This is a genomic window from Psychrobacillus sp. FSL K6-1464 (assembly GCF_038003145.1).
Classification (GTDB): Bacteria; Bacillota; Bacilli; order Bacillales_A; family Planococcaceae; genus Psychrobacillus; species Psychrobacillus psychrotolerans.
In genome coordinates this window covers 1579199-1597681 of the sequence record NZ_JBBOOP010000001.1, presented here as the reverse complement: position 1 = coordinate 1597681, position 18483 = coordinate 1579199, and the positions used below count along the sequence as shown (strand labels likewise).

Sequence of the window (18483 nt, the reverse complement as noted above, 5' to 3'; positions counted from 1 at the left end):
AAAGCTCTCCGTTAATGGAGAGCTTCTTAGTTATTAAATATAGCCACTCATACACTCAATAAGCCATGTTTTGTTTCCACGGTACTCAAACGGTGCATTACCTCGTACGTATGTGGACGGCAATCATCTATCTACAGATGAAATCTGTTTTTCTATCCGTTCAATTCCTTCAAGAAAATGCCCCTACCATAATTTGGGTTTCTCACTCGTGGGGTTTACCTCGTTCCACCTGTATAGTTTCCTATACAGCTCCGTCACTGTGGCACTTTCAGAGATTGTCAGCCATATCCTAAGACTTAGGCCTTCATCCCGCCGTTAGCTATTAATAGCTACCTTAGTTTATTTTTTCACTAAGCACGAACACTACATTCATCGCAGAATTGTGTGAGCATGGACTTTCCTCTACAATGTCTAGCATTGCAGCGATTGCCCGAATATATAAGTGGTATTTCCATTATATACGAATCTCCAAAGTTTTTCAATATAAGATTATGCCAAATTGTCTTTAGCATCTTTTTTTGTAAGTCATGTCCGATTAGTCTACAAGTAGAGCTGTGATATCTATAGGAGACTTAGTAATAATTATTCGTACAATTTACTACCAAAAACATGTTTTTCTAGATGTGAAAGACGCTTTAAAATATCAAAGTTAGTTGCCCCAGTTTGCGGTGCAACAGCTTGTGTTCTCTTTGGCATTTCCTCTAGTTGTTCTTTTAGTTTATTATTTTCTAATTGGAGTTGTGCAATTCTTTTTTCATAAGCCTCGTAATCTTGAATAACATCGTCTAAAAAAACATCTACTTCTTCTTGGTTATAACCTCTTAAACCCGTTTTAAATTCTTTTTCTAATATATCAGATGCCTTTAGTTTAAATTCCATATGGTATCTTCCTTCCATCAACAATTCGCTACTCATATTATAGCATATCGGTGTCGAATAATGGAGTTTTTTCAGCCGTTTATATGCGTTTTTTGTTATGTTCTGCGCTTTCCCGGGAAATATTTAACTTCCGAATTATTCTCATTTCTCTCTTAGTAAGTTCCTTTTTCAAGCGAGACTGTACGTCTTTATTAAGTTTTGCTTCAAATTCTATGCACTGCTGCGTCATTTCTAAAGCTTTTGGGAAATCTTTTACTTGATGTTCGAATAGCTTTGCCAGCTCAATATAAACCTCTATACGATATTTCCCAGAAATCTCTTTCAATGCTTGTTCAAACGCTTTCAAACTGTCCTCGTAAGAACGAGCTCGTTTTAAATGGAGACCTACGAAATAGTAAGCGATACTAGTCTCTTCTGCAGAAAAATTATTTACGACAAAAGTAAACCAATCCATACTTGTATTCATCGTTTTTAAATCTCTAAACCATTTAGCGATATTAGTATAAGTTGTGGCTGTTTCCACTACATCTTTTTCTTGAAGTAATTCTACGGAGAGAATATAAAGCGTTACAAGCGATAAAATATCCCATTCATTATGCTTTAATACCTTCATCAAATTGATAGGATTACCACTTTTCACTGCATCAAAATAGATTATTGGTGCTAGGTGACCAGGTATATCATTTTCTCTTTTAAATCCAAGCTTCATTTCCTCTATTTGCTTTAACTTAAAACGCTCTAATTCACCCTTCCAAATTCTTTTAGAAGAATGCATTAAATCAATTTGATGATGGTGCTTTAATCGTGGTAAATCGTTTCTATTCATCGTCCATCTTGATAGCAGCTGGGGAAGGTCAAAACTCTTCCCGTTATACGTAATAATAGTCTGTTCGTTTACCCAAAAATCAGTCGCCTTTAAGAAACTTACCTCTTGACCTGGATCAGCTAGCACAAATTGAGTAAGCAAGAACCCATCCTCCACTTCCTTTAACACTCCGTTTAAGAAAATAAGTACTCCCGCACCTTTTAACCCGGTCGTTTCTGTATCATAAAAACAAAAGGGACTGTCTTTAGTAATAGTTAAAGGATGCGTCGGATAGACTTCCTGCATAAACTTTATTGCCTGTTGTAGTTTATTAAGCCCAATATTCCCATGTATATGCCCCAAAGGATAAAAAGTTTCCTTTACAAAGTAAAATCCTTTTTCTTCTTGTATAAATTTTAACCCTGCATTTTTCCACGGTTCAACGTAAAAGGGAAGCGCCATTTCTGACTCTTCCTTTTTTACTACCTCTTCAATTGGCTTCTTTTTCACTAAATTCTTCATTTGCATGAGTTTTTTTTCATACGACATGGCGGTCCACCTGCAATAAATGAAGTAACTTAATCACTTCTTCCTTTAGATTCAACTCCGCGTCTTGAGCACCAATACATGCAGGGCAGCCATGCATACAAGAGCAACTCTCTACCTGAACTGTTACTTTTGGTACTAACTCATTCCAAAGATCAAACATTCTTTCAGAGAGACCGATTCCACCTGGATAACTATCATACATATAAAAAGTCGGTTTTTCTCCGTGAATCGATTTAACCTGAGGCACAACATGGATATCCTTCGCATCACAATGAATAAATAGCGGGATAAAAGCATGTAACGCATAAGAAACCCCTGTCATTGCGTCTGACAACAAAGTGTCTTTCCAACCGTCTGGTTTATCAAAACTAAACCAGGTAGAAGAAGTATGTAATTCTATTGGTGGTAAATGGATTTGACCAGAACCGATATTATCATGTGTATCAAACTTAATCTTTTTGAATATAGTTGGTTGTGCTAACACTATAATGTCACCGAATCGAAGTATCCCAATGTCAGCTTCTTTTGCTCTATCTTCGCTTAATACTTTTAACTCAATTGCTATATTAGCATCTGTAAAATAATCGACATCGACTTCTCGCACAAATGCTTTTTTCTCTTCCCAGTCTAAAATTTCTACTTGGAATTGAGTTCCCTGATGTAAGTAAATAGCTTCTTCGTGAAGTAATGTCATCGCACTATATTGATCCATTTCACCAATAACCCTAGTTTTAGTTGGAATTGATTGATCGATAATAATAACATTCTCTTGAGATGCGGAACGTAGGCTTATATTACTTGCCGGAAAACTATCAGACATCCAATGCCATTTTTCTGATGTTTTTAAAAGGACACCTTCACTTTCAAGAAATGCTAGTAACTCCTGTATAGAAAATTCTGCATACATATCGGCAGGTGAAAAAGGTAATTCAAAGGAGGCACATTTTAAATGATCCATCAAAATTATCATATTATCCGGATGAATCCTTACTTCTTCTGGAGACTGTCCAAGAAAGTATTCAGGGTGTTTTACTACATATTGATCAAGAGCGGTAGACCCGGCCACATATATAATAAGTGCTTCATCCTGTCGTCTACCTGCTCGTCCAGCTTGTTGCCAAGCGCTAGCAATGTTCCCTGGATATCCCGTCATAATACACGCCTGCAGCTGTCCAATGTCGACTCCTAACTCTAATGCATTGGTACTAACAACCGTTCTAATTACTCCCTCTCTTAGTCCCTTTTCAATAGTCCTTCTTTCCGAAGGCAAATAACCGCCTCGATAACCTCTTATTGTTTGATCATTAATCTTTTTACTAACTAAGGATTGTAAATACGTCACAAGCATTTCTACTCGCACACGGCTCTTCGCAAAAACAATTGTTTGAATACCATTTACATATAATTCCTGTGCCAAATCTCTAACTTCTAAAACGGCACTCCTTCTCACATTAAAAACTGGATGGACTATTGGAGGATTATAAAATATGAAATGTTTTCTCCCCGCTGGTGCACCGTTCTGGTTGATCAATTCATGAGGTGTATTCGTTAAATTTTCAGCTAGTTCCTTTGGATTTTTGATGGTCGCAGAAGTACAAATAAATTGTGGATTGCTTCCGTAGTATGCACAAATTCTTTTCAGACGTCTTATAACATGTGCAACATGACTCCCAAAAACACCCTTATATGTATGGATTTCATCTATCACAATATATTTTAAGTTTTCAAATAGAGTAACCCATTTTGTATGATGTGGTAAGATACCCGAATGCAACATATCAGGATTAGTTAAGACTATATGTCCAGACTTCCGAATTTTTTGTCTAATACCCGGGGCTGTATCACCATCATATGTGTAACTTAGTATTTCTTCCCCTGTTGCTTCAATCAAATTATTTAGATCGCTTTTTTGATCTTGTGCTAATGCTTTTGTTGGAAATAGATAGATTGCCCGTGAGGTTGGATCTTCCATAATCGATTGTAGTACTGGGAGATGATAACAAAGTGACTTTCCAGAGGCTGTAGGAGTGATCGTTGTGTAAGACTTACCGGATGATGCTGAATCGAAGGCTAGTCGCTGATGTATATATAACTGATTTACACCACGGCTTTTCAGTGCCTTTTGAATGGACGAATGCATTGTCTCTGGAAATGGAGCATAAATTGCTTCTTTTTCTTCGGTTGTGTGAATATGTTCAATTTGTGGAAAGCGATTTTCATCCACTTTCCACGCATCTAATAATTGATGAATGCTTTGTTTTTCAAGCATATTCATCCCCTACTTCCTTAATAGCTTGAATAATTGTTTCTAGCGTGTATTTGGATGAATGGACAGACGAAAGAAATCTTTTTTTGCTTGTCCCTTTATAGTAAGATTGCACGATAAACTGTTTCATGGATTCAAGTAATGAGTCAATTTGGCTTGGGTGGACATATTTTGGACGTTTCACTTGAATCCATTTCCGGACCAATTGTTCCCATTCCAGACAGATCTCATCTATTTTATATGCATGTGGTTTTACATCTATAAAAAAATCTGGCTCTTTATCAAGTTCTCTATATTGATGAAAACGTAAAATGCAATCATCGCATTCTTTCATTAGTTGGTTGCTAAGCTTTAATAATGACAAAGTGATCCCTCGCATTCTATTTACAGTTTAGCAAATTCACACTAATATTACTAGTTCTAAGCGAACGTACATTCCTTACAATTTGTTTTCAATTTTTTCTAGCTTGCCTAATAATCGAAATGAGTTTTTACTAAAATCCTCTTCAAATTTATCCTGCTCGTCATTTAATCTCGTTTCCAATAAAAATTCTAGAAGCTCTAACTGATCTATTAATCTTTCAATTTTGTTCATTTTATAGTCCCCCTTTTTTAGTATTTATTCGCTGGATTTATTTACTCTCCTTCCTGTATGACAAAGCATCTTCTCGATAGACAAAACAAGTGCCTACTCGACATTTCGGAATATGAAACCTTCTTTAATAGCTGTTCGTCTAATCTACTTGTGATAAACTAATAGCATAAAGAGGTGATTATTTTGGCTATTCATTATCCAAATGGAAAAGCGTATGTCCCCGTGATCCAAGCAACAAAAGAAAAGAAAAAGGATTACTCATTCAGCAATAGGGGTAAGACGTTAGAGGACGAAATTAGTGATGCAAATGAATATTATATTGCGCAGGATATAGCTGTTGTTCATAAAAAGCCGATACCTATTCAAGTCGTCAAAGTAGATTATCCCTCAAGGAGTAGTGCTGTTATTAAAGAAGCTTACTACCGTACTCCTTCTACAACCGATTTTAATGGAGTATATAAAGGGAGATATATTGACTTTGAAGCAAAAGAAACGGAAAATAGAACAGCGTTTCCCTTAAAAAATATTCATCTTCATCAGGTAGAACATATGCGAAAGGTTTCTAAACAACAAGGGATTACCTTTTTGCTCGTCCGTTTTTCTGCATTAGATCGTTATTTTTGTTTGCCATTTGAACAATTATCATTGTTTTGGGATAGAATGCTAACAGGAGGAAGGAAGTCTATTGCCATATCTGAAATGGAATCACATGCAATAGAAATTACTCCAAGATATGCACCAAGAATTGATTATATAAAAATAGTTAATGACTTGAACGTATAAAGTGAAAGTGAGGAGACGTTTATGAGTGAGCAAAAAATGACTCGTGAACAACGAAGAAAACAAGTACAAAAAAAGAAACAATCTAAAACACCAGCTAAAATGTGGGTAAAAAGAATTTTATTAACCATTGTCATTATTGGTGTCGTCGGACTTATAGGTGGAGGGTCATTATTCGCCTTCTATGCTAGCAGTGCCCCTGAGCTCGATGAAACTTCATTAAAAGATCCGATAAGCCCAAAATTGTTAGACGCTAACGGTGATCTTTTCGCAACAGTTGGGGCGGAGAGCAGGGAATATGTCGCTTATGACGATATTCCACAACAAATGGAAGATGCGATTATCGCTACAGAAGATGCTCGTTTTTACGATCATTTCGGTGTCGATGTATTACGTTTAGGGAAAGCCGTACTCGCTAACCTCACAAATGGTTTTGGTGATCAAGGAGCAAGTACGATTACACAACAGGTCATAAAAAACTCGTTTCTTACAAATGAAAAAACTTTAAAAAGAAAAGCACAAGAAGCTTATCTTTCCATAAAGCTTGAGAGAAAATATCAAAAAGAAGAAATTTTTGAAATGTACTTTAATAAAGTACTAATGTCTGGAAGAATTTACGGTTATGGGACAGCAGCTCAACATTTCTATGGTAAAGACTTAAAAGACCTTACTTTAGATCAATTCGCAGTTCTTGCAGGTATGTCACAACGTCCAAATGCGTTTAACCCGTTTAAAAACCCAGAACTTACAAAAGATCGAAGAAATGTTGTATTACATTTGATGAATCTACACGGCAAAATTACAGAGGAAGAAATGAAAGCAGCTCAAGCTGTCCCTATTGAAGAGGCACTACTACCCGAAGATCAACGAGTTGCTAAACAGGATTCTAAATATGATGCTTTCATAGATATCGTTTTAAATGAATTAGAAGCAAATGGAGATGGGGGTGCTATCTCTGAAGGGATTACCATCTACACGACATTACAACCAAATGCTCAACAACAAGTAGAGAAAACATTAAACTCTGATATGTTCCCTACTGAAGATATCCAGTCAGCCGTATCAGTAATCGATACGAAAACAGGTGCTATTGCAGCTGTTGGTGGTGGTAGAAATTATGGAGCTGACAGAGGCTTTAACTTTGCTCAGGACATGACCACACGTTCACTTGGCTCGACGATTAAACCACTGATTGATTATGGTCCAGCTATAGAATACCTAGGCTGGTCAACAGGACAAACAATTACCGATGAAAAAATTACCTATACGGGAACTGAGCAAGTAGTACGAAACTTCGATGGTAAATACAAAGGTAAGATGACATTTAGAGAAGCGTTATATAATTCTCGAAATGTTCCTGCTGTTAAAACACTGCAAGAAGTTGGTACAAAGAATGCCGCAGAATTTATAGACCGATTTGGAATTGATCTTGGGAATATAACAGAAAGTAGTGCAATCGGCGGTACTTCTAAGGCAATGTCCCCTATTCAATTAGCCGGAGCTTATGCAGCTTTTGGAAATAGCGGAGTCCATACAGAGCCATATTCGATTAATAAAATCGTATATCGTGATGGCAAAACAGAAAAAAATTATAAACCAAAATCTAAAGAAGTTATGAAAGATTCTACCGCTTATATGGTTACCGATGTATTACGTGATGTATTGACAAAAGGTACCGGTAAGCGAGCAGATGTCAGCGGGTTAGACATTGCTGGTAAAACAGGAACATCTAACTATAGTAAAGATGATATGAATAAATGGGACCTACCAAGTAGCGCCTTTCCTGACGTTTGGTTCGCTGGATACACAACAGACTACTCAATTGCTATTTGGTCTGGATATCCAGAGATGAAAACACCAATGACAACGAATGAGGAACGTAATCTTCCTCAAAATATTTTCCATGAAGTTATGGCTAACATTTCTACAGACACAGCTAATGAGAAATTTAAGAAACCAAGTTCTGTCGTAGAAGCCACAATTGAAAAAGGCTCAAGCCCTCTTAAACTAGCAAGTGAATATACACCTGACGAACTAAAACTGACGGAACTATTTGTAAAAGGCACAGAGCCAACCGCAGTTTCTGAGGAATATGAACAACTAGAATTGAATTCACCATCCAATCTTTCTGTGGATTATGATGAACTAGCTTCTACTGCCACATTATCTTGGGATTTTGAGCAAGAAGATTTAGAATCGGAAGTTCAATTTGAAGTTGCCGTTAAGGTAGATAACGGAGCCAATGAATTAATTGAAACGACTAAACAAAAAGGTTTAATCATACAAAGTCTAATTCCAGGAAGCACATATATGTTCAGCGTTACCGCAGTCTCAGACGGTATCCGAAGTGAAAGTGTTTCCGTACAATTAACGTTAGATGCTGAAGTTGAAGAAGAATTAGATGAAATTGAGCCAATTGAAGAAGAGCCAAAAAATCCAGACGGCTCGAATAATGGTAATGAAAATAATAATGGTAATAATGGCAACAACGGTAATAATGGTAATAATGGAAATGGAAACAATAACGGCAATGGCAACAACGGTAATGGGTCAAATCCAGGGACAGATCCTGGTGCAGGTGGTGCAAGTCCTGGTCCTGGTGCAGGAACAGAGAAGCCTGATGATGGATCGATTGTCCCTCCAACTGAAGGTACTGGAGGTACTGGAGGTACTGGAGGTACTGGAGAAACCGGAGAAAATGATGATACCGGAACAACCCCTTAATAATAAAGAAGCAGATCTTGACATTAGTCAAGATCTGCTTCTTTATTTATGTTAGATTTAGGCTATTTAAGTGCAATGCTCTCCACATACTATCTCAAGATTCATTTATATCCCTATTTCTCAATTTGACAATTAACTTCTCGAGCCAAATAATTTCATTTGCGATCGTATCCGAGAAATATGCATCCGCAAAGTCCACCATTTCCTGCACAGTATCCTCTACGTGAATGTGACTATAGATATCTTTTAATTGTAACTGCTTCGAGTGCAAGCTTTCTAGCTTTCTCTCCAAAATAAGAATGATGTGGGATTTCTCTACATAACGTAAAAACATTAATCCAACGATCACTTCTGCTAGCTTATTTGCTTTTTCAAATAGTTCATATATTTTTTTAGGCAGGTCTTCACGACCCTTTTCAGTTATGGTATAAACCTGTTTATCTGGTCGATTTTCTTCCTTGATGACTTCTACCTGCTGGATTAGTCCCTGCTTGGAAAGAGATTCAAAATGATAGTATAGTTTGCTTTCTGTTAAATCACCTATTTTATCAAATGGAATAGGATCTGATAATTCTTTTTTTAATTTATAAGGATAATTATCCTCTGCCATTAACTTACTTAAAATATAAATTTGGATTGACATAATACACCTCCATACTTAATTTACATTAGAAGTAATAAAGCTTCAACCATGTAACATGATTGAAGCTTTATTATTAATTATTTACTATTGGCTGAGCATTTACTGGGACGCTTGTATTTGCGCTTGCTATTACATCCAATGGTACGTCTTTGTGAACGAATCTCACGATGATCATATTGATAATCATTGCTCCGACTGCTACAGCTACTAAGCCCCATAAGAATGGAGATTGTTCTGTAGAACCGAACATAACCGCATAATACGATTGTACGGAATAGTACATAGGTGAAATATGACTAACGAAGTTAAAGAAACCATACATCATTTCACGAGGCATTGTCGCACCGTTCGCAATCGTTTGTGATAATAATACAGGGATATTAATAATCATACCTGCTTCACCAATTAGGAATGTGAAGATTGCACATACATTAAATGCCGCCATATATAACAAGATTTGTTGACCTGCAAGTTTGAATATAATACTTGTATCCAAATCTGCAATTGAAAACGCCACTATTAATGCAAAGATCGTTGAAACAACTGCTATGATCAATGCTGAACCTTGTACATAAGTGAATAGTTTTACTTTAGACGCTTTACCACGGCTAAGTTTAAAGGCACCGACTAGTTGCATTGCCGCAATCATTGCTCCTACATAACAAGCCATCGTTAAGAACATAGGTAACATGCTGTTGTGCATACCATCTGGCACATCATTCATGATGACATAGTTTCCTACATAAGCCGTTTCGATTTGCTCTGCTATTGCAGTCGCTTGCTCTTCAGGTACATTCATATTTAATAATACACCTTGAGCCGTTTGTGTGGAGAAGCTTGTACTTAACTGGTTGTTAATTTCTGTTACAACTGAGTTCATTGCTGATGAAACCATTGTAGCTGATGCTTCGTTTACAGTGAAATCAATTTGAGCTGATTCACCTTTTTGAGCATTTTCTGTAAATGTTTCAGGAATATGGATAACTAATGCATACTTGTTATCTCCTAATTTATCTAAAGCTTTTTCATTTGTTAACTCTGTATCTATCTTAAATGGTAAAGATTCGGTCAACTGTTCAGCTATTTGTGAACCGGATTCACCAGCATCATCATTAATAATCGCAACTTTTAGTTCATCCATATTACCGGGTAATGCTGAATAGCCTAATAGAAAAATTAATAGCATAGCTATAGCATAAAATATGCCCATAAAAATAGATGCTTTAAAGCCTTGTAAGTTTAAAAATTGTTTGAATTTCATTCTTTATTTCCCTTCTTCAACTAAACTTCGATTAAAGTACTTCAATTAAAGTACTTTGCTTTAACTATATTAAATTATTATATTATAAAAGTAAAGATGTTTACTATGCCTTTTCCCTTCCCGTTGGTTTATGTTATTAAAATAGACACATTTTTGATGCTCTCCATTATTTCATGAAGGATGTTGTCATACTCCCTTAAGCTAATTCTACTAAAAACTAAAAAAGCGAATGAATCTCTTGGATTCACTCGCTTTTGGATTGTGCACGTATACGCGCTAATTTTTTCTTTGTTTCTTTAAAAAGCTCATCGAGTTGAACAAAAGCAACATGTTTATCTATATTGGACTTGATAAATGTAGTGCGTTCCATATAGTTAAGAGGTGTTGCTTCTTCTGTCTCATCAAGTATATACATTAGCTGATGAATACCCTTTCGCATTAGCTCACTTTTTTTCGGATCTTTATTTCGGATTAACTGAAGTAGTTCTTCCCTCATTATTTCCCATTCATCGAAATAACGTTGATTATTGTGGGACAATCTTATTCATCCTCTTCTTCCCTTCTCTACAAACCGAGAGTAAAGGGCATTCTGGGCAATTTGGGTTTTGCGCTTTACAATGATAGCGACCAAAGAAAATTAGCTGGTGATGCGTTTTTGACCATAAATCAATTGGTGTTTTTTTCATTAACGTTTCTTCCACCTGTAGCACAGAATCTTTCCATCTGCAAAGACCTAATCGCTTTGAAACTCTTTCCACATGTGTGTCTACCGCAATCGCCGGAATGTCGAATGCAACCGAAACTACTACATTAGCCGTTTTCCGACCTACTCCTGGAAACGTAGTGAGTAAATCACGGTCAGGGGGCACTTCTCCGTTATACAATTCTATTAGCTGCCTACTCAGTGCTTGTATATTTTTAGCCTTATTTCGAAATAAACCAATCGAACGAATATCTGTCTGTAATTCCTCAATGGATACAGCTAAATAATCCTCCGGTTTTTTATACTTTTGAAACAAGTTTTTTGTTACTTTATTGACTAACACATCTGTACATTGTGCGGATAATAGAGTGGCAACTAATAATTCAAATGGATTCTCATGAACTAACTCACAATGTGCATCCGGGAACATTTGCTCCATTTCATCTAAGCAGTAGAGCCATTGTACCTTTGTAAGCAAAGTTTACACCTACTCTCTTTCTTCTAACCAGTTGTAAAATGGAACCTTCACACTAGACGATGGCTGTTCCGTTGGATTTTGAACTGGCATATGCTGTCTAAATTGTGCGGACTGATTTTCAGCAGCTTCCACCGTTTTAATATTTTTCTTCTTCCAATCAAATAAAATTCGATCTATATAACGTAGACTAAGTTTTTGAGAAAGTACTGCTTCTTTTAATGCCAATCGAATCAGCGATACAGAATGTTTGTCTTGGTCAAACCACATACCAATTGTTTCACATTCCATAGGAGATAATAATCGACCAAATTCTTGTTCGAATAATTTATATATATCCCCTTCCTCCTCTTTACTGTGAAGGTCTTTATCGTCGTTTTGTAGCTGTTCCATATAATCTACTAATAGCTCCCATAATAGATGAAAGGAATAGTATTCATAATGTATCCCATTTTGATCTAGATGCTTTTCTATTTGTATTAACCCCTTCTGCATAAGGCGTTGCAAAATAGTCACTACTTTATCTTCACTAAAATAAGTACGTTCCACTAAGTTCTGTGGGGTAGGAAAATGATTTCCTGCTTCTCCATAAGCGATTAAATGCAATAAAAGAATAGCTTCCTCATCTCTAATATTGATCGCTTTATAGTGACTAAAAAAAAGCTGGGAAATAGTTACATTTCCCTGCTCAGTCCAGATACGGAGTCGATCTCGCTTTTGCATGCTCGTACTCCTTTCTCTCTATATAATTTCTATTTACTTTTTATGGGTATAAACGATTTAACAAACGTGGGAACGGAATAGATTCACGGATATGCTCTGACCCACTAAACCATGCTACTGTGCGCTCTAATCCTAAACCAAATCCAGAATGTGGTACAGCCCCTTGTTTACTCAAATCTAAGTACCAAGCATAAGCGGATTCATCTAGGTTATGCTCTTTAATACGCTGTTTCATCAATTCATAATCATGAATACGCTCAGAACCACCAATTACTTCTCCGTACCCTTCAGGAGCGATTAAATCAGCACATAAAACTACATCATCACGTTCTGGATGTGGCTGCATGTAAAATGGTTTAATGCCTATTGGATAGTGAGTAATAAATACTGGTTTGTCAAAGCTTTCTGCGATTGCTGTTTCATGAGGTGATCCAAAATCATCTCCCCACTTAATATCATCAAAGCCTTTTTCTTGTAAAAACTTAATAGCATCATCATATGAAATACGTGGGAATGGTGCTTGAATATTTTCTAATTTAGACGTATCACGACCAAGACGCTCTAATTCAAGTGTACAGTTTTTCAATACTGCCTGCGCAATAAATGAAACATACTGTTCTTGCACTTCTAAGCTTTCTTCAAATTCAACAAAAGCCATTTCTGGTTCAATCATCCAGAATTCGATTAAGTGGCGACGAGTTTTAGATTTCTCTGCACGGAATGTTGGTCCGAAAGAAAATACTTTTCCTAATGCCATAGCCGCTGCTTCCATATATAATTGTCCTGATTGTGAAAGATATGCATCTTCATCAAAATATTTAGTATGGAATAATTCAGAAGTACCTTCTGGCGATGAACCTGTTAAAATAGGTGGATCCATTTTAACAAAACCATTTTCATTAAAGAATTCATATGTAGCACGAATTATTTCGTTACGAATTTTCATAATGGCATGTTGCTTTCTAGAACGTAACCATAAATGACGGTTGTCCATTAGAAATTCCGTACCATGCTCCTTAGGAGTTATAGGGAAATCGACTGCTGCATGAATTACTTCTATTTCTTTTACTTGAAGTTCATATCCAAAAGAAGAACGTTCATCTTTAATCACTTCACCTATTACATACATAGAAGTTTCTTGCGATAAACCTTTTGCAGTTTGGAAGATTTCTTCCCCAACATCTTCTTTTACTACTACACCTTGTACAAAACCAGAACCATCGCGTAATTGTAAAAAGGCAATTTTACCACTTGAGCGCTTATTAGCAAGCCAAGCGCCCATTTTTACTGTTTCTCCAACATGGTTGGCCATATCTTTAATCATGATTTTTTTCATTATACCCTCCAAAATTTTTGACTATAAGTTCGAAATTCGCTTCCACCATTCTCCATTATCAAATAACAAATATACATAATTGAGGTTGTCTTCTGCATTTACATAGGTTATTTCCCACACCGGCCCTATTTCTTCTACACCGAGTTTAGCATGTAAAAGCTTACCATCTTTAACATCTTTCATCACCAAGTCTACTGCTCGTTGCTCTGATATTCCTTCTTCCAGATTCACTTCCATAATTTTTTCGTCCGATTTCCCATGAGGTAAAAAGTATGCTTTTTTTTCCCCTTTAGCTGTCGAACCAATTACGGTGTAAAAAGTGGAAGTATTGTTATATACGTAAGTTTTATCCACCTGAGCTAGCAAATTGTTCTCCAAAACATACGATTCTGCTTTATCCGTTGCTTCAGAAAATGGACCTTTGGCTTGAAAGTAAATTAATAAGCTAATAACAATCGTTAAACTTAATGCAAAAATAACCATAAATAATAACCACTTTTTAAGTCCCATCTGTTACGTCCTATAAATGGTGAAAACCGCTTTATTTTCATCTTGCTTATCAAGAGCAAGCCCAAACATTAAGTCTTTCTCTTTAAGCGTACGATTCAATACATCGACTATTTTATATAAGTCTGATTGGTAGTCAACTATAACAGTTGATAGCGTTTCTATTTTGTTTTCCATATTCCAACCCGCTTTCTAAAATCATCCTTCATCAGTATACCAATTTTCTAGCTCTAAGACCATATTTTCTAGCGATACTTTCTTAACAGGAATATTAGGAATAGCCTGTAAAAAGTCTCTTCCATATGACTTAGTCTCTATACGTCTGTCCAAGACGATGAAAACGCCTTTATCTGAAGATGATCGAATCAGACGACCGAAACCTTGTCTAAAACGCAACACCGCTTCTGGTAAAGAATAAGCAGAAAATGGATTCTGCCCATTTTTCGTTAACAATTCTGCTCTTTTTTTGAATAATGGATCGTCTGGAGAAGAGAATGGTAACCGAACCATAATGATAACCGATAAGGCATCACCAGGAACATCCACTCCCTCCCAAAAGCTATTCGTCCCAAAAAGAACTGATTTGGAGAACCGCTGGAATGACTTTAATAATCTCATCCTACTTCCAGATGTCATGCCTTGTGCAAAAAGCATATAATCATCCAACAAATGAGTATCTTGTATTAATTCCACAGTTTTACGAAGCATATCTTGGGAGGTAAACAAAACAAAGCATCTACCTTCTGATACAAGAACAGTTTGGACCACTGCTTCCGCAACCGCTTCAATATAATCACTTTGCGATACCTGTTTAATGTCGGGCATATTTTCCACAATTAGCAGTTCCGCTCCACTATAATAATCGCTAGCGGCTTTATACTGATAGATAGGTATTTCTGTACCCAACCCGAGTTGGGTCGTGATGAAATGCCTATTAGAAGGTACCGTAATTGTTCCAGACGTCCAAATAACCGCTCCCACTTCTCGATGCGTCATTAAGGCTTTTCTAATATCTTCTCTATAATTTAGTGGTCTTTTTATAACAGTAAGGCTACCAGGAATACTCCGAGTATCAACTTCTAACCATCTTGCCTCTGTCACTCTGTTCTGTAAGAAAATTTCATCCCATTCACTGACTTTAATGACTAACTCTCTAATCCAATATTGCCATTCATTGATAAATGATTGTATTTTCTCGTCTTCCACATGTTTACTGTATGAGTCAATCATAGATTTGGTAGAAAAGATGAAAACCTGAATCGAATTTGCAACGGAGCGGAAAATAGTTTGGTCTAACTCCAGGTCATCTAATGCTACAGTCTTTTTAGTGCTCTTCCCGTTCCTTTTACTTTTCTGAAGAAAGGCATCAATTACATAGGAAACAGCCTTATCAAATTTCTCAATGGTTTCTACATATTGCTTTTCTAATTGAATTTGAATAGATAATGGAACATGCAAAAGCTCCAATTTCTGCAACAATTGCTCGGTATCAAGTGTCCCAAATTGTCCTAAAACATATTTCCAATTGGTATAAGAGAAAATACGCTCACCGCGCGACATACTAGCGTGAATCATTTGATGGGCCTCATCGACAATCATTGCACAACCAGCTGTTAATATTGGTTGTTCTCTTTCTTGATCGGTCATTACCATTGCATGATTTGTAACTAAAATATGGCAGTCTTCACTTTTACGAAGAGCTCTTTCATAAAAATCATTTGCTCCTACTTCTTTTTTGTTAGACAAGCTTCCTCTTCTGATTTTATCGACAAATAATTGGCCGCCACCTGAGGCATTAAGCTCAGTTAAATCGCCATCCTCGGTTAAAGTAAGCCATACTAAAATTTGCATAATCGTAAAGGTTTCATCATATGACTCATCTTCCAGTTGAACCTGCTGCCAAAAGCTATACAGATCAATATAATGATGCATTCCTTTTAATGTTGCTACCTTCACATTAGTTTCTAAAATTGCGTTGATCTTTGGTATTTCTTCACTCACTAATTGATCGATCAAATGAGTTGTATATGTACTTATAATTACAGGTCTTTTCTTTTGGAATGAATAGAGGACAGCAGGTAATAGATAGCCTAGTGTTTTACCAATTCCCGTTTCGGCCTCACAAACTATTTCTAATTCATTTGTTAAGGATGCTTGAATTTGATCCATCAATTCAAATTGTCCCTCACGTTCTTCAAAGCTAGGGATACTTTTACTAAATAATTCAATTTTCTTCTCCCGTGTTTCAGGAAATGACAATGAATCGGTTTCTTCATGTTGTTCATCAGAAATTTCCTTTATTGGAATCCCTCGGTAAAGTAGAAAACCTTCTGACACTACCTGTTTTCTTTTTTCAACAAGTACATCAAAAAATAATATAGATAAATTAGATTTTAACTGAAAGGAACGTTTATGTAATAATTCGATAGTTTTTAGCGGTAGTTTCATTAATTGATCGATACATTTTATAAGCAAATAAGCAGTTGCCAGTGCATCGTCATCAGCTCTATGAGCAGATTCTAAATTGATTTCTAACTCATTTGCTATGTCCTGAAGCTTATAGCTATAAAGGTTCGGAAACATTAGCTTTGTGAATTCTACCGTATCCATTGTTTTACATACTAGGTTTGGAAGACCTACTCTCTTTAGTTCCTTCTGAAGGAATGGTAAGTCAAAGTGAATATTGTGAGCGACAAAGATGTGATCCTGCAGCATACCCAATACTTTTGCTCCAATATCCTCAAATAATGGTGCTTTTTCAACATCACTTTCCGCTATATTAGTCAGATCCTGGATAAACAGAGGAATTGGCTTTTCTGGGTTTATAAAAGTCGTATATGTGTTTACCAATTTGTTATTTTCAATAAATACAATTGCAAGCTGAATAATACGGTCACCATTCGTCGATGAGTGGCCTGTTGTTTCAATATCGACAACTGCATATTTATGATTTTCCATCATTCCTCAACTCACAGTCCTTTTGTTCTAAAAAAATTGTACCACATTCACTTTCCAGTGACGAAATTTTTACTTTCAAACAAGATACAAATGGATAAACGGAAAATTCTTAAAATCACGTTCCGATCAATTTCTCTCCATATACTTGCGTAAATACGTTTAAAAAGGAATTAGTATCTTTAAACAATCCTAAAAAAGCCTAATTCAATCTGGAATTATAGACCATATTAATACGTATCCTGGAGTTTCTAAATAATTTTATAAAAAATAGGGTAGGAAAAGAACAGAATAGTCGTAATGATTGGAATTTCCAGAAACTGTGGTATAATCAAGCAGTACACAATTGGATTAGTGACTTCCGAGGTTGTCACTCCTTAGAGAGGAGTTCGAGGAAATGTCATCTCAACATTTAAAAAACATGTTGTTATCATTACAACAATTTCAAGATTCTAAAATCTCCATTACAATCAATGACCACAACAATGAAGCCTTATTTACAGTAAGTTTATCAGAAAGTCTATTTCAAGTTACCAATATCAACAATCACAAGACAGAAACTTCCGATAATGTAGATTCGGTAGTAGAATATATAGAGAATAATATTTTTACAAATTGACCCTAACTAGTAGGTCTCTTTTTTTTTGAATAAAATTAGTTCTATAACTGTTTTATTTGAATTTTGATTCTGTCCCACCTTTTGCTCAGTTTACTTCTGTTGTCATCTAGTAAACGGATGTCTAACAAAGATGCAATGGTCTCAGCTATTCTTTCAATGGACATGTGTTCGGTCTCAATACGATGTTTAAATATATCATTGGATAAGCCTTCTATACACCTTTCTATTTGCAAAGCACCCCAAGAGTGTTTGCTCTCTCCTCTACTTCTCAGTCTCTTTATCAGCGTTTCCTTGGATGCCCAAAGGACAAAATGATTTACTACGACACCATCCTTTCTTAGCTTTGTTATTATTTCTTCAAAGTACTGTGGATTTACAATAGTCATTGGTACAATAATTACCCCATTGTATTCACTCGCTATGTATTTTAACGTAGTATAATTTAGTTCTCTCCAGACACTGTGATCTTGGAAATCCGGTTTACTAAGCTCAGTTGGAATATTTTTGTTAATAAAAAAACCCGTTTTTTCTGGATCAAAGACAACAGAATTAGGAATCCTACGATGTAATTCATATGAAGTCTGCGTTTTCCCTGAACCAAATGCCCCGTTTATCCATATAATCATAAAATCACCTTTTCTTTAATGAATGATCAACTTACTA

18 protein-coding genes and 1 other RNA gene are annotated in these 18483 nt (G+C 36.0%); 3 read left to right on the top strand and 16 right to left on the bottom strand.

Translation table 11 applies throughout. The features are described 5' to 3' along the window. Window positions 1–54: 54 nt before the first annotated feature. The 6 genes from rnpB to MKX39_RS07815 form a co-directional block, all read right to left on the bottom strand. Window positions 55–438: RNase P RNA component class B (gene rnpB, locus MKX39_RS07840), an RNA gene on the bottom strand. Between the two features lie 144 nt (window positions 439–582). Further along, window positions 583–879, bottom strand: a complete 297-nt coding sequence (gene gpsB, locus MKX39_RS07835; protein ID WP_093534602.1) for a cell division regulator GpsB — start codon at window positions 877–879, stop codon at window positions 583–585. Between the two features lie 79 nt (window positions 880–958). Then, on the bottom strand, window positions 959–2233 hold the full coding sequence (locus tag MKX39_RS07830; protein WP_340769017.1) for a ribonuclease H-like domain-containing protein: 1275 nt from the start codon (window positions 2231–2233) through the stop codon (window positions 959–961). Then, on the bottom strand, window positions 2223–4502 hold the full coding sequence (locus MKX39_RS07825; RefSeq protein WP_093535686.1) for a DEAD/DEAH box helicase: 2280 nt from the start codon (window positions 4500–4502) through the stop codon (window positions 2223–2225). The genes MKX39_RS07830 and MKX39_RS07825 overlap by 11 nt, the downstream gene beginning before the upstream one ends. After that, window positions 4495–4863 carry a YppE family protein gene (locus MKX39_RS07820; protein ID WP_093534606.1) on the bottom strand — a complete coding sequence of 123 codons (369 nt, stop codon included), beginning with the start codon at window positions 4861–4863 and terminating at the stop codon, window positions 4495–4497. The genes MKX39_RS07825 and MKX39_RS07820 overlap by 8 nt, the downstream gene beginning before the upstream one ends. 75 nt (window positions 4864–4938) lie before the next feature. After that, window positions 4939–5094 (bottom strand): hypothetical protein, encoded by a 156-nt coding sequence (locus MKX39_RS07815; RefSeq protein WP_175496162.1) that lies wholly within the window; start codon window positions 5092–5094, stop codon window positions 4939–4941. Between the two features lie 183 nt (window positions 5095–5277). Here MKX39_RS07815 and recU point away from each other — a divergent pair, with 183 nt between their 5' ends. Then, window positions 5278–5877, top strand: a complete 600-nt coding sequence (gene recU / locus MKX39_RS07810) for a Holliday junction resolvase RecU (RefSeq protein ID WP_340769016.1) — start codon at window positions 5278–5280, stop codon at window positions 5875–5877. A gap of 21 nt (window positions 5878–5898) precedes the next feature. Beyond that, window positions 5899–8598: a PBP1A family penicillin-binding protein gene (locus MKX39_RS07805; RefSeq protein ID WP_340769015.1), complete on the top strand. Its 2700-nt coding sequence runs from the start codon at window positions 5899–5901 to the stop codon at window positions 8596–8598. 94 nt (window positions 8599–8692) lie between these two features. Here the strand turns inward: MKX39_RS07805 and MKX39_RS07800 are convergent, their stop codons facing one another. The 9 genes from MKX39_RS07800 to dinG form a co-directional block, all read right to left on the bottom strand. Beyond that, window positions 8693–9241: a PadR family transcriptional regulator gene (locus MKX39_RS07800; RefSeq protein WP_340762128.1), complete on the bottom strand. Its 549-nt coding sequence runs from the start codon at window positions 9239–9241 to the stop codon at window positions 8693–8695. Window positions 9242–9314: 73 nt separating this feature from the next. Continuing rightward, window positions 9315–10502 (bottom strand): YhgE/Pip domain-containing protein, encoded by a 1188-nt coding sequence (locus tag MKX39_RS07795; protein ID WP_340769014.1) that lies wholly within the window; start codon window positions 10500–10502, stop codon window positions 9315–9317. Between the two features lie 244 nt (window positions 10503–10746). Beyond that, window positions 10747–11040 (bottom strand): YpoC family protein, encoded by a 294-nt coding sequence (locus MKX39_RS07790; RefSeq protein ID WP_340769013.1) that lies wholly within the window; start codon window positions 11038–11040, stop codon window positions 10747–10749. After that, complete coding sequence (gene nth / locus MKX39_RS07785; RefSeq protein WP_340762125.1) at window positions 11027–11683, bottom strand: endonuclease III; 657 nt, start codon at window positions 11681–11683, stop codon at window positions 11027–11029. Before nth ends, MKX39_RS07790 begins: the two co-directional genes overlap by 14 nt. Before the next feature lie 9 nt (window positions 11684–11692). Further along, window positions 11693–12403 (bottom strand): DnaD domain-containing protein, encoded by a 711-nt coding sequence (locus MKX39_RS07780; protein ID WP_340762124.1) that lies wholly within the window; start codon window positions 12401–12403, stop codon window positions 11693–11695. 40 nt (window positions 12404–12443) lie between these two features. Next, a complete protein-coding gene (gene asnS / locus MKX39_RS07775; RefSeq protein ID WP_093534623.1) occupies window positions 12444–13739 on the bottom strand; it encodes an asparagine--tRNA ligase in 1296 nt (431 codons plus the stop codon). Window positions 13740–13760: 21 nt separating this feature from the next. Then, window positions 13761–14249 carry a cell wall elongation regulator TseB-like domain-containing protein gene (locus tag MKX39_RS07770; protein ID WP_340769011.1) on the bottom strand — a complete coding sequence of 163 codons (489 nt, stop codon included), beginning with the start codon at window positions 14247–14249 and terminating at the stop codon, window positions 13761–13763. 3 nt (window positions 14250–14252) lie between these two features. Beyond that, a complete protein-coding gene (locus tag MKX39_RS07765; RefSeq protein ID WP_093534627.1) occupies window positions 14253–14423 on the bottom strand; it encodes a YpmA family protein in 171 nt (56 codons plus the stop codon). Between the two features lie 21 nt (window positions 14424–14444). After that, entirely contained in the window at window positions 14445–17207 is a 2763-nt protein-coding gene (gene dinG / locus MKX39_RS07760; RefSeq protein WP_340769010.1) for an ATP-dependent DNA helicase DinG, read from the bottom strand. Between the two features lie 391 nt (window positions 17208–17598). Between dinG and MKX39_RS07755 the strand changes: the two genes are divergently transcribed. Beyond that, window positions 17599–17820 carry a hypothetical protein gene (locus MKX39_RS07755; RefSeq protein WP_340769009.1) on the top strand — a complete coding sequence of 74 codons (222 nt, stop codon included), beginning with the start codon at window positions 17599–17601 and terminating at the stop codon, window positions 17818–17820. Between the two features lie 41 nt (window positions 17821–17861). Here MKX39_RS07755 and MKX39_RS07750 read toward each other — a convergent pair whose 3' ends face one another. Then, entirely contained in the window at window positions 17862–18446 is a 585-nt protein-coding gene (locus MKX39_RS07750) for an AAA family ATPase (RefSeq protein WP_340769008.1), read from the bottom strand. Window positions 18447–18483: the final 37 nt, after the last annotated feature.

Coding starts and splice junctions, on each gene's coding strand:
- gpsB (WP_093534602.1), bottom strand. CDS start 879: ATGGAATTTAAACTAAAGGCATCTGATATATTAGAAAAAGAATTTAAA.
- MKX39_RS07830 (WP_340769017.1), bottom strand. CDS start 2,233: ATGTCGTATGAAAAAAAACTCATGCAAATGAAGAATTTAGTGAAAAAG.
- MKX39_RS07825 (WP_093535686.1), bottom strand. CDS start 4,502: ATGCTTGAAAAACAAAGCATTCATCAATTATTAGATGCGTGGAAAGTG.
- MKX39_RS07815 (WP_175496162.1), bottom strand. CDS start 5,094: ATGAACAAAATTGAAAGATTAATAGATCAGTTAGAGCTTCTAGAATTT.
- MKX39_RS07805 (WP_340769015.1), top strand. CDS start 5,899: ATGAGTGAGCAAAAAATGACTCGTGAACAACGAAGAAAACAAGTACAA.
- MKX39_RS07800 (WP_340762128.1), bottom strand. CDS start 9,241: ATGTCAATCCAAATTTATATTTTAAGTAAGTTAATGGCAGAGGATAAT.
- MKX39_RS07795 (WP_340769014.1), bottom strand. CDS start 10,502: ATGAAATTCAAACAATTTTTAAACTTACAAGGCTTTAAAGCATCTATT.
- MKX39_RS07780 (WP_340762124.1), bottom strand. CDS start 12,403: ATGCAAAAGCGAGATCGACTCCGTATCTGGACTGAGCAGGGAAATGTA.
- asnS (WP_093534623.1), bottom strand. CDS start 13,739: ATGAAAAAAATCATGATTAAAGATATGGCCAACCATGTTGGAGAAACA.
- MKX39_RS07770 (WP_340769011.1), bottom strand. CDS start 14,249: ATGGGACTTAAAAAGTGGTTATTATTTATGGTTATTTTTGCATTAAGT.
- MKX39_RS07765 (WP_093534627.1), bottom strand. CDS start 14,423: ATGGAAAACAAAATAGAAACGCTATCAACTGTTATAGTTGACTACCAA.
- dinG (WP_340769010.1), bottom strand. CDS start 17,207: ATGATGGAAAATCATAAATATGCAGTTGTCGATATTGAAACAACAGGC.
- MKX39_RS07755 (WP_340769009.1), top strand. CDS start 17,599: ATGTCATCTCAACATTTAAAAAACATGTTGTTATCATTACAACAATTT.
- MKX39_RS07750 (WP_340769008.1), bottom strand. CDS start 18,446: ATGATTATATGGATAAACGGGGCATTTGGTTCAGGGAAAACGCAGACT.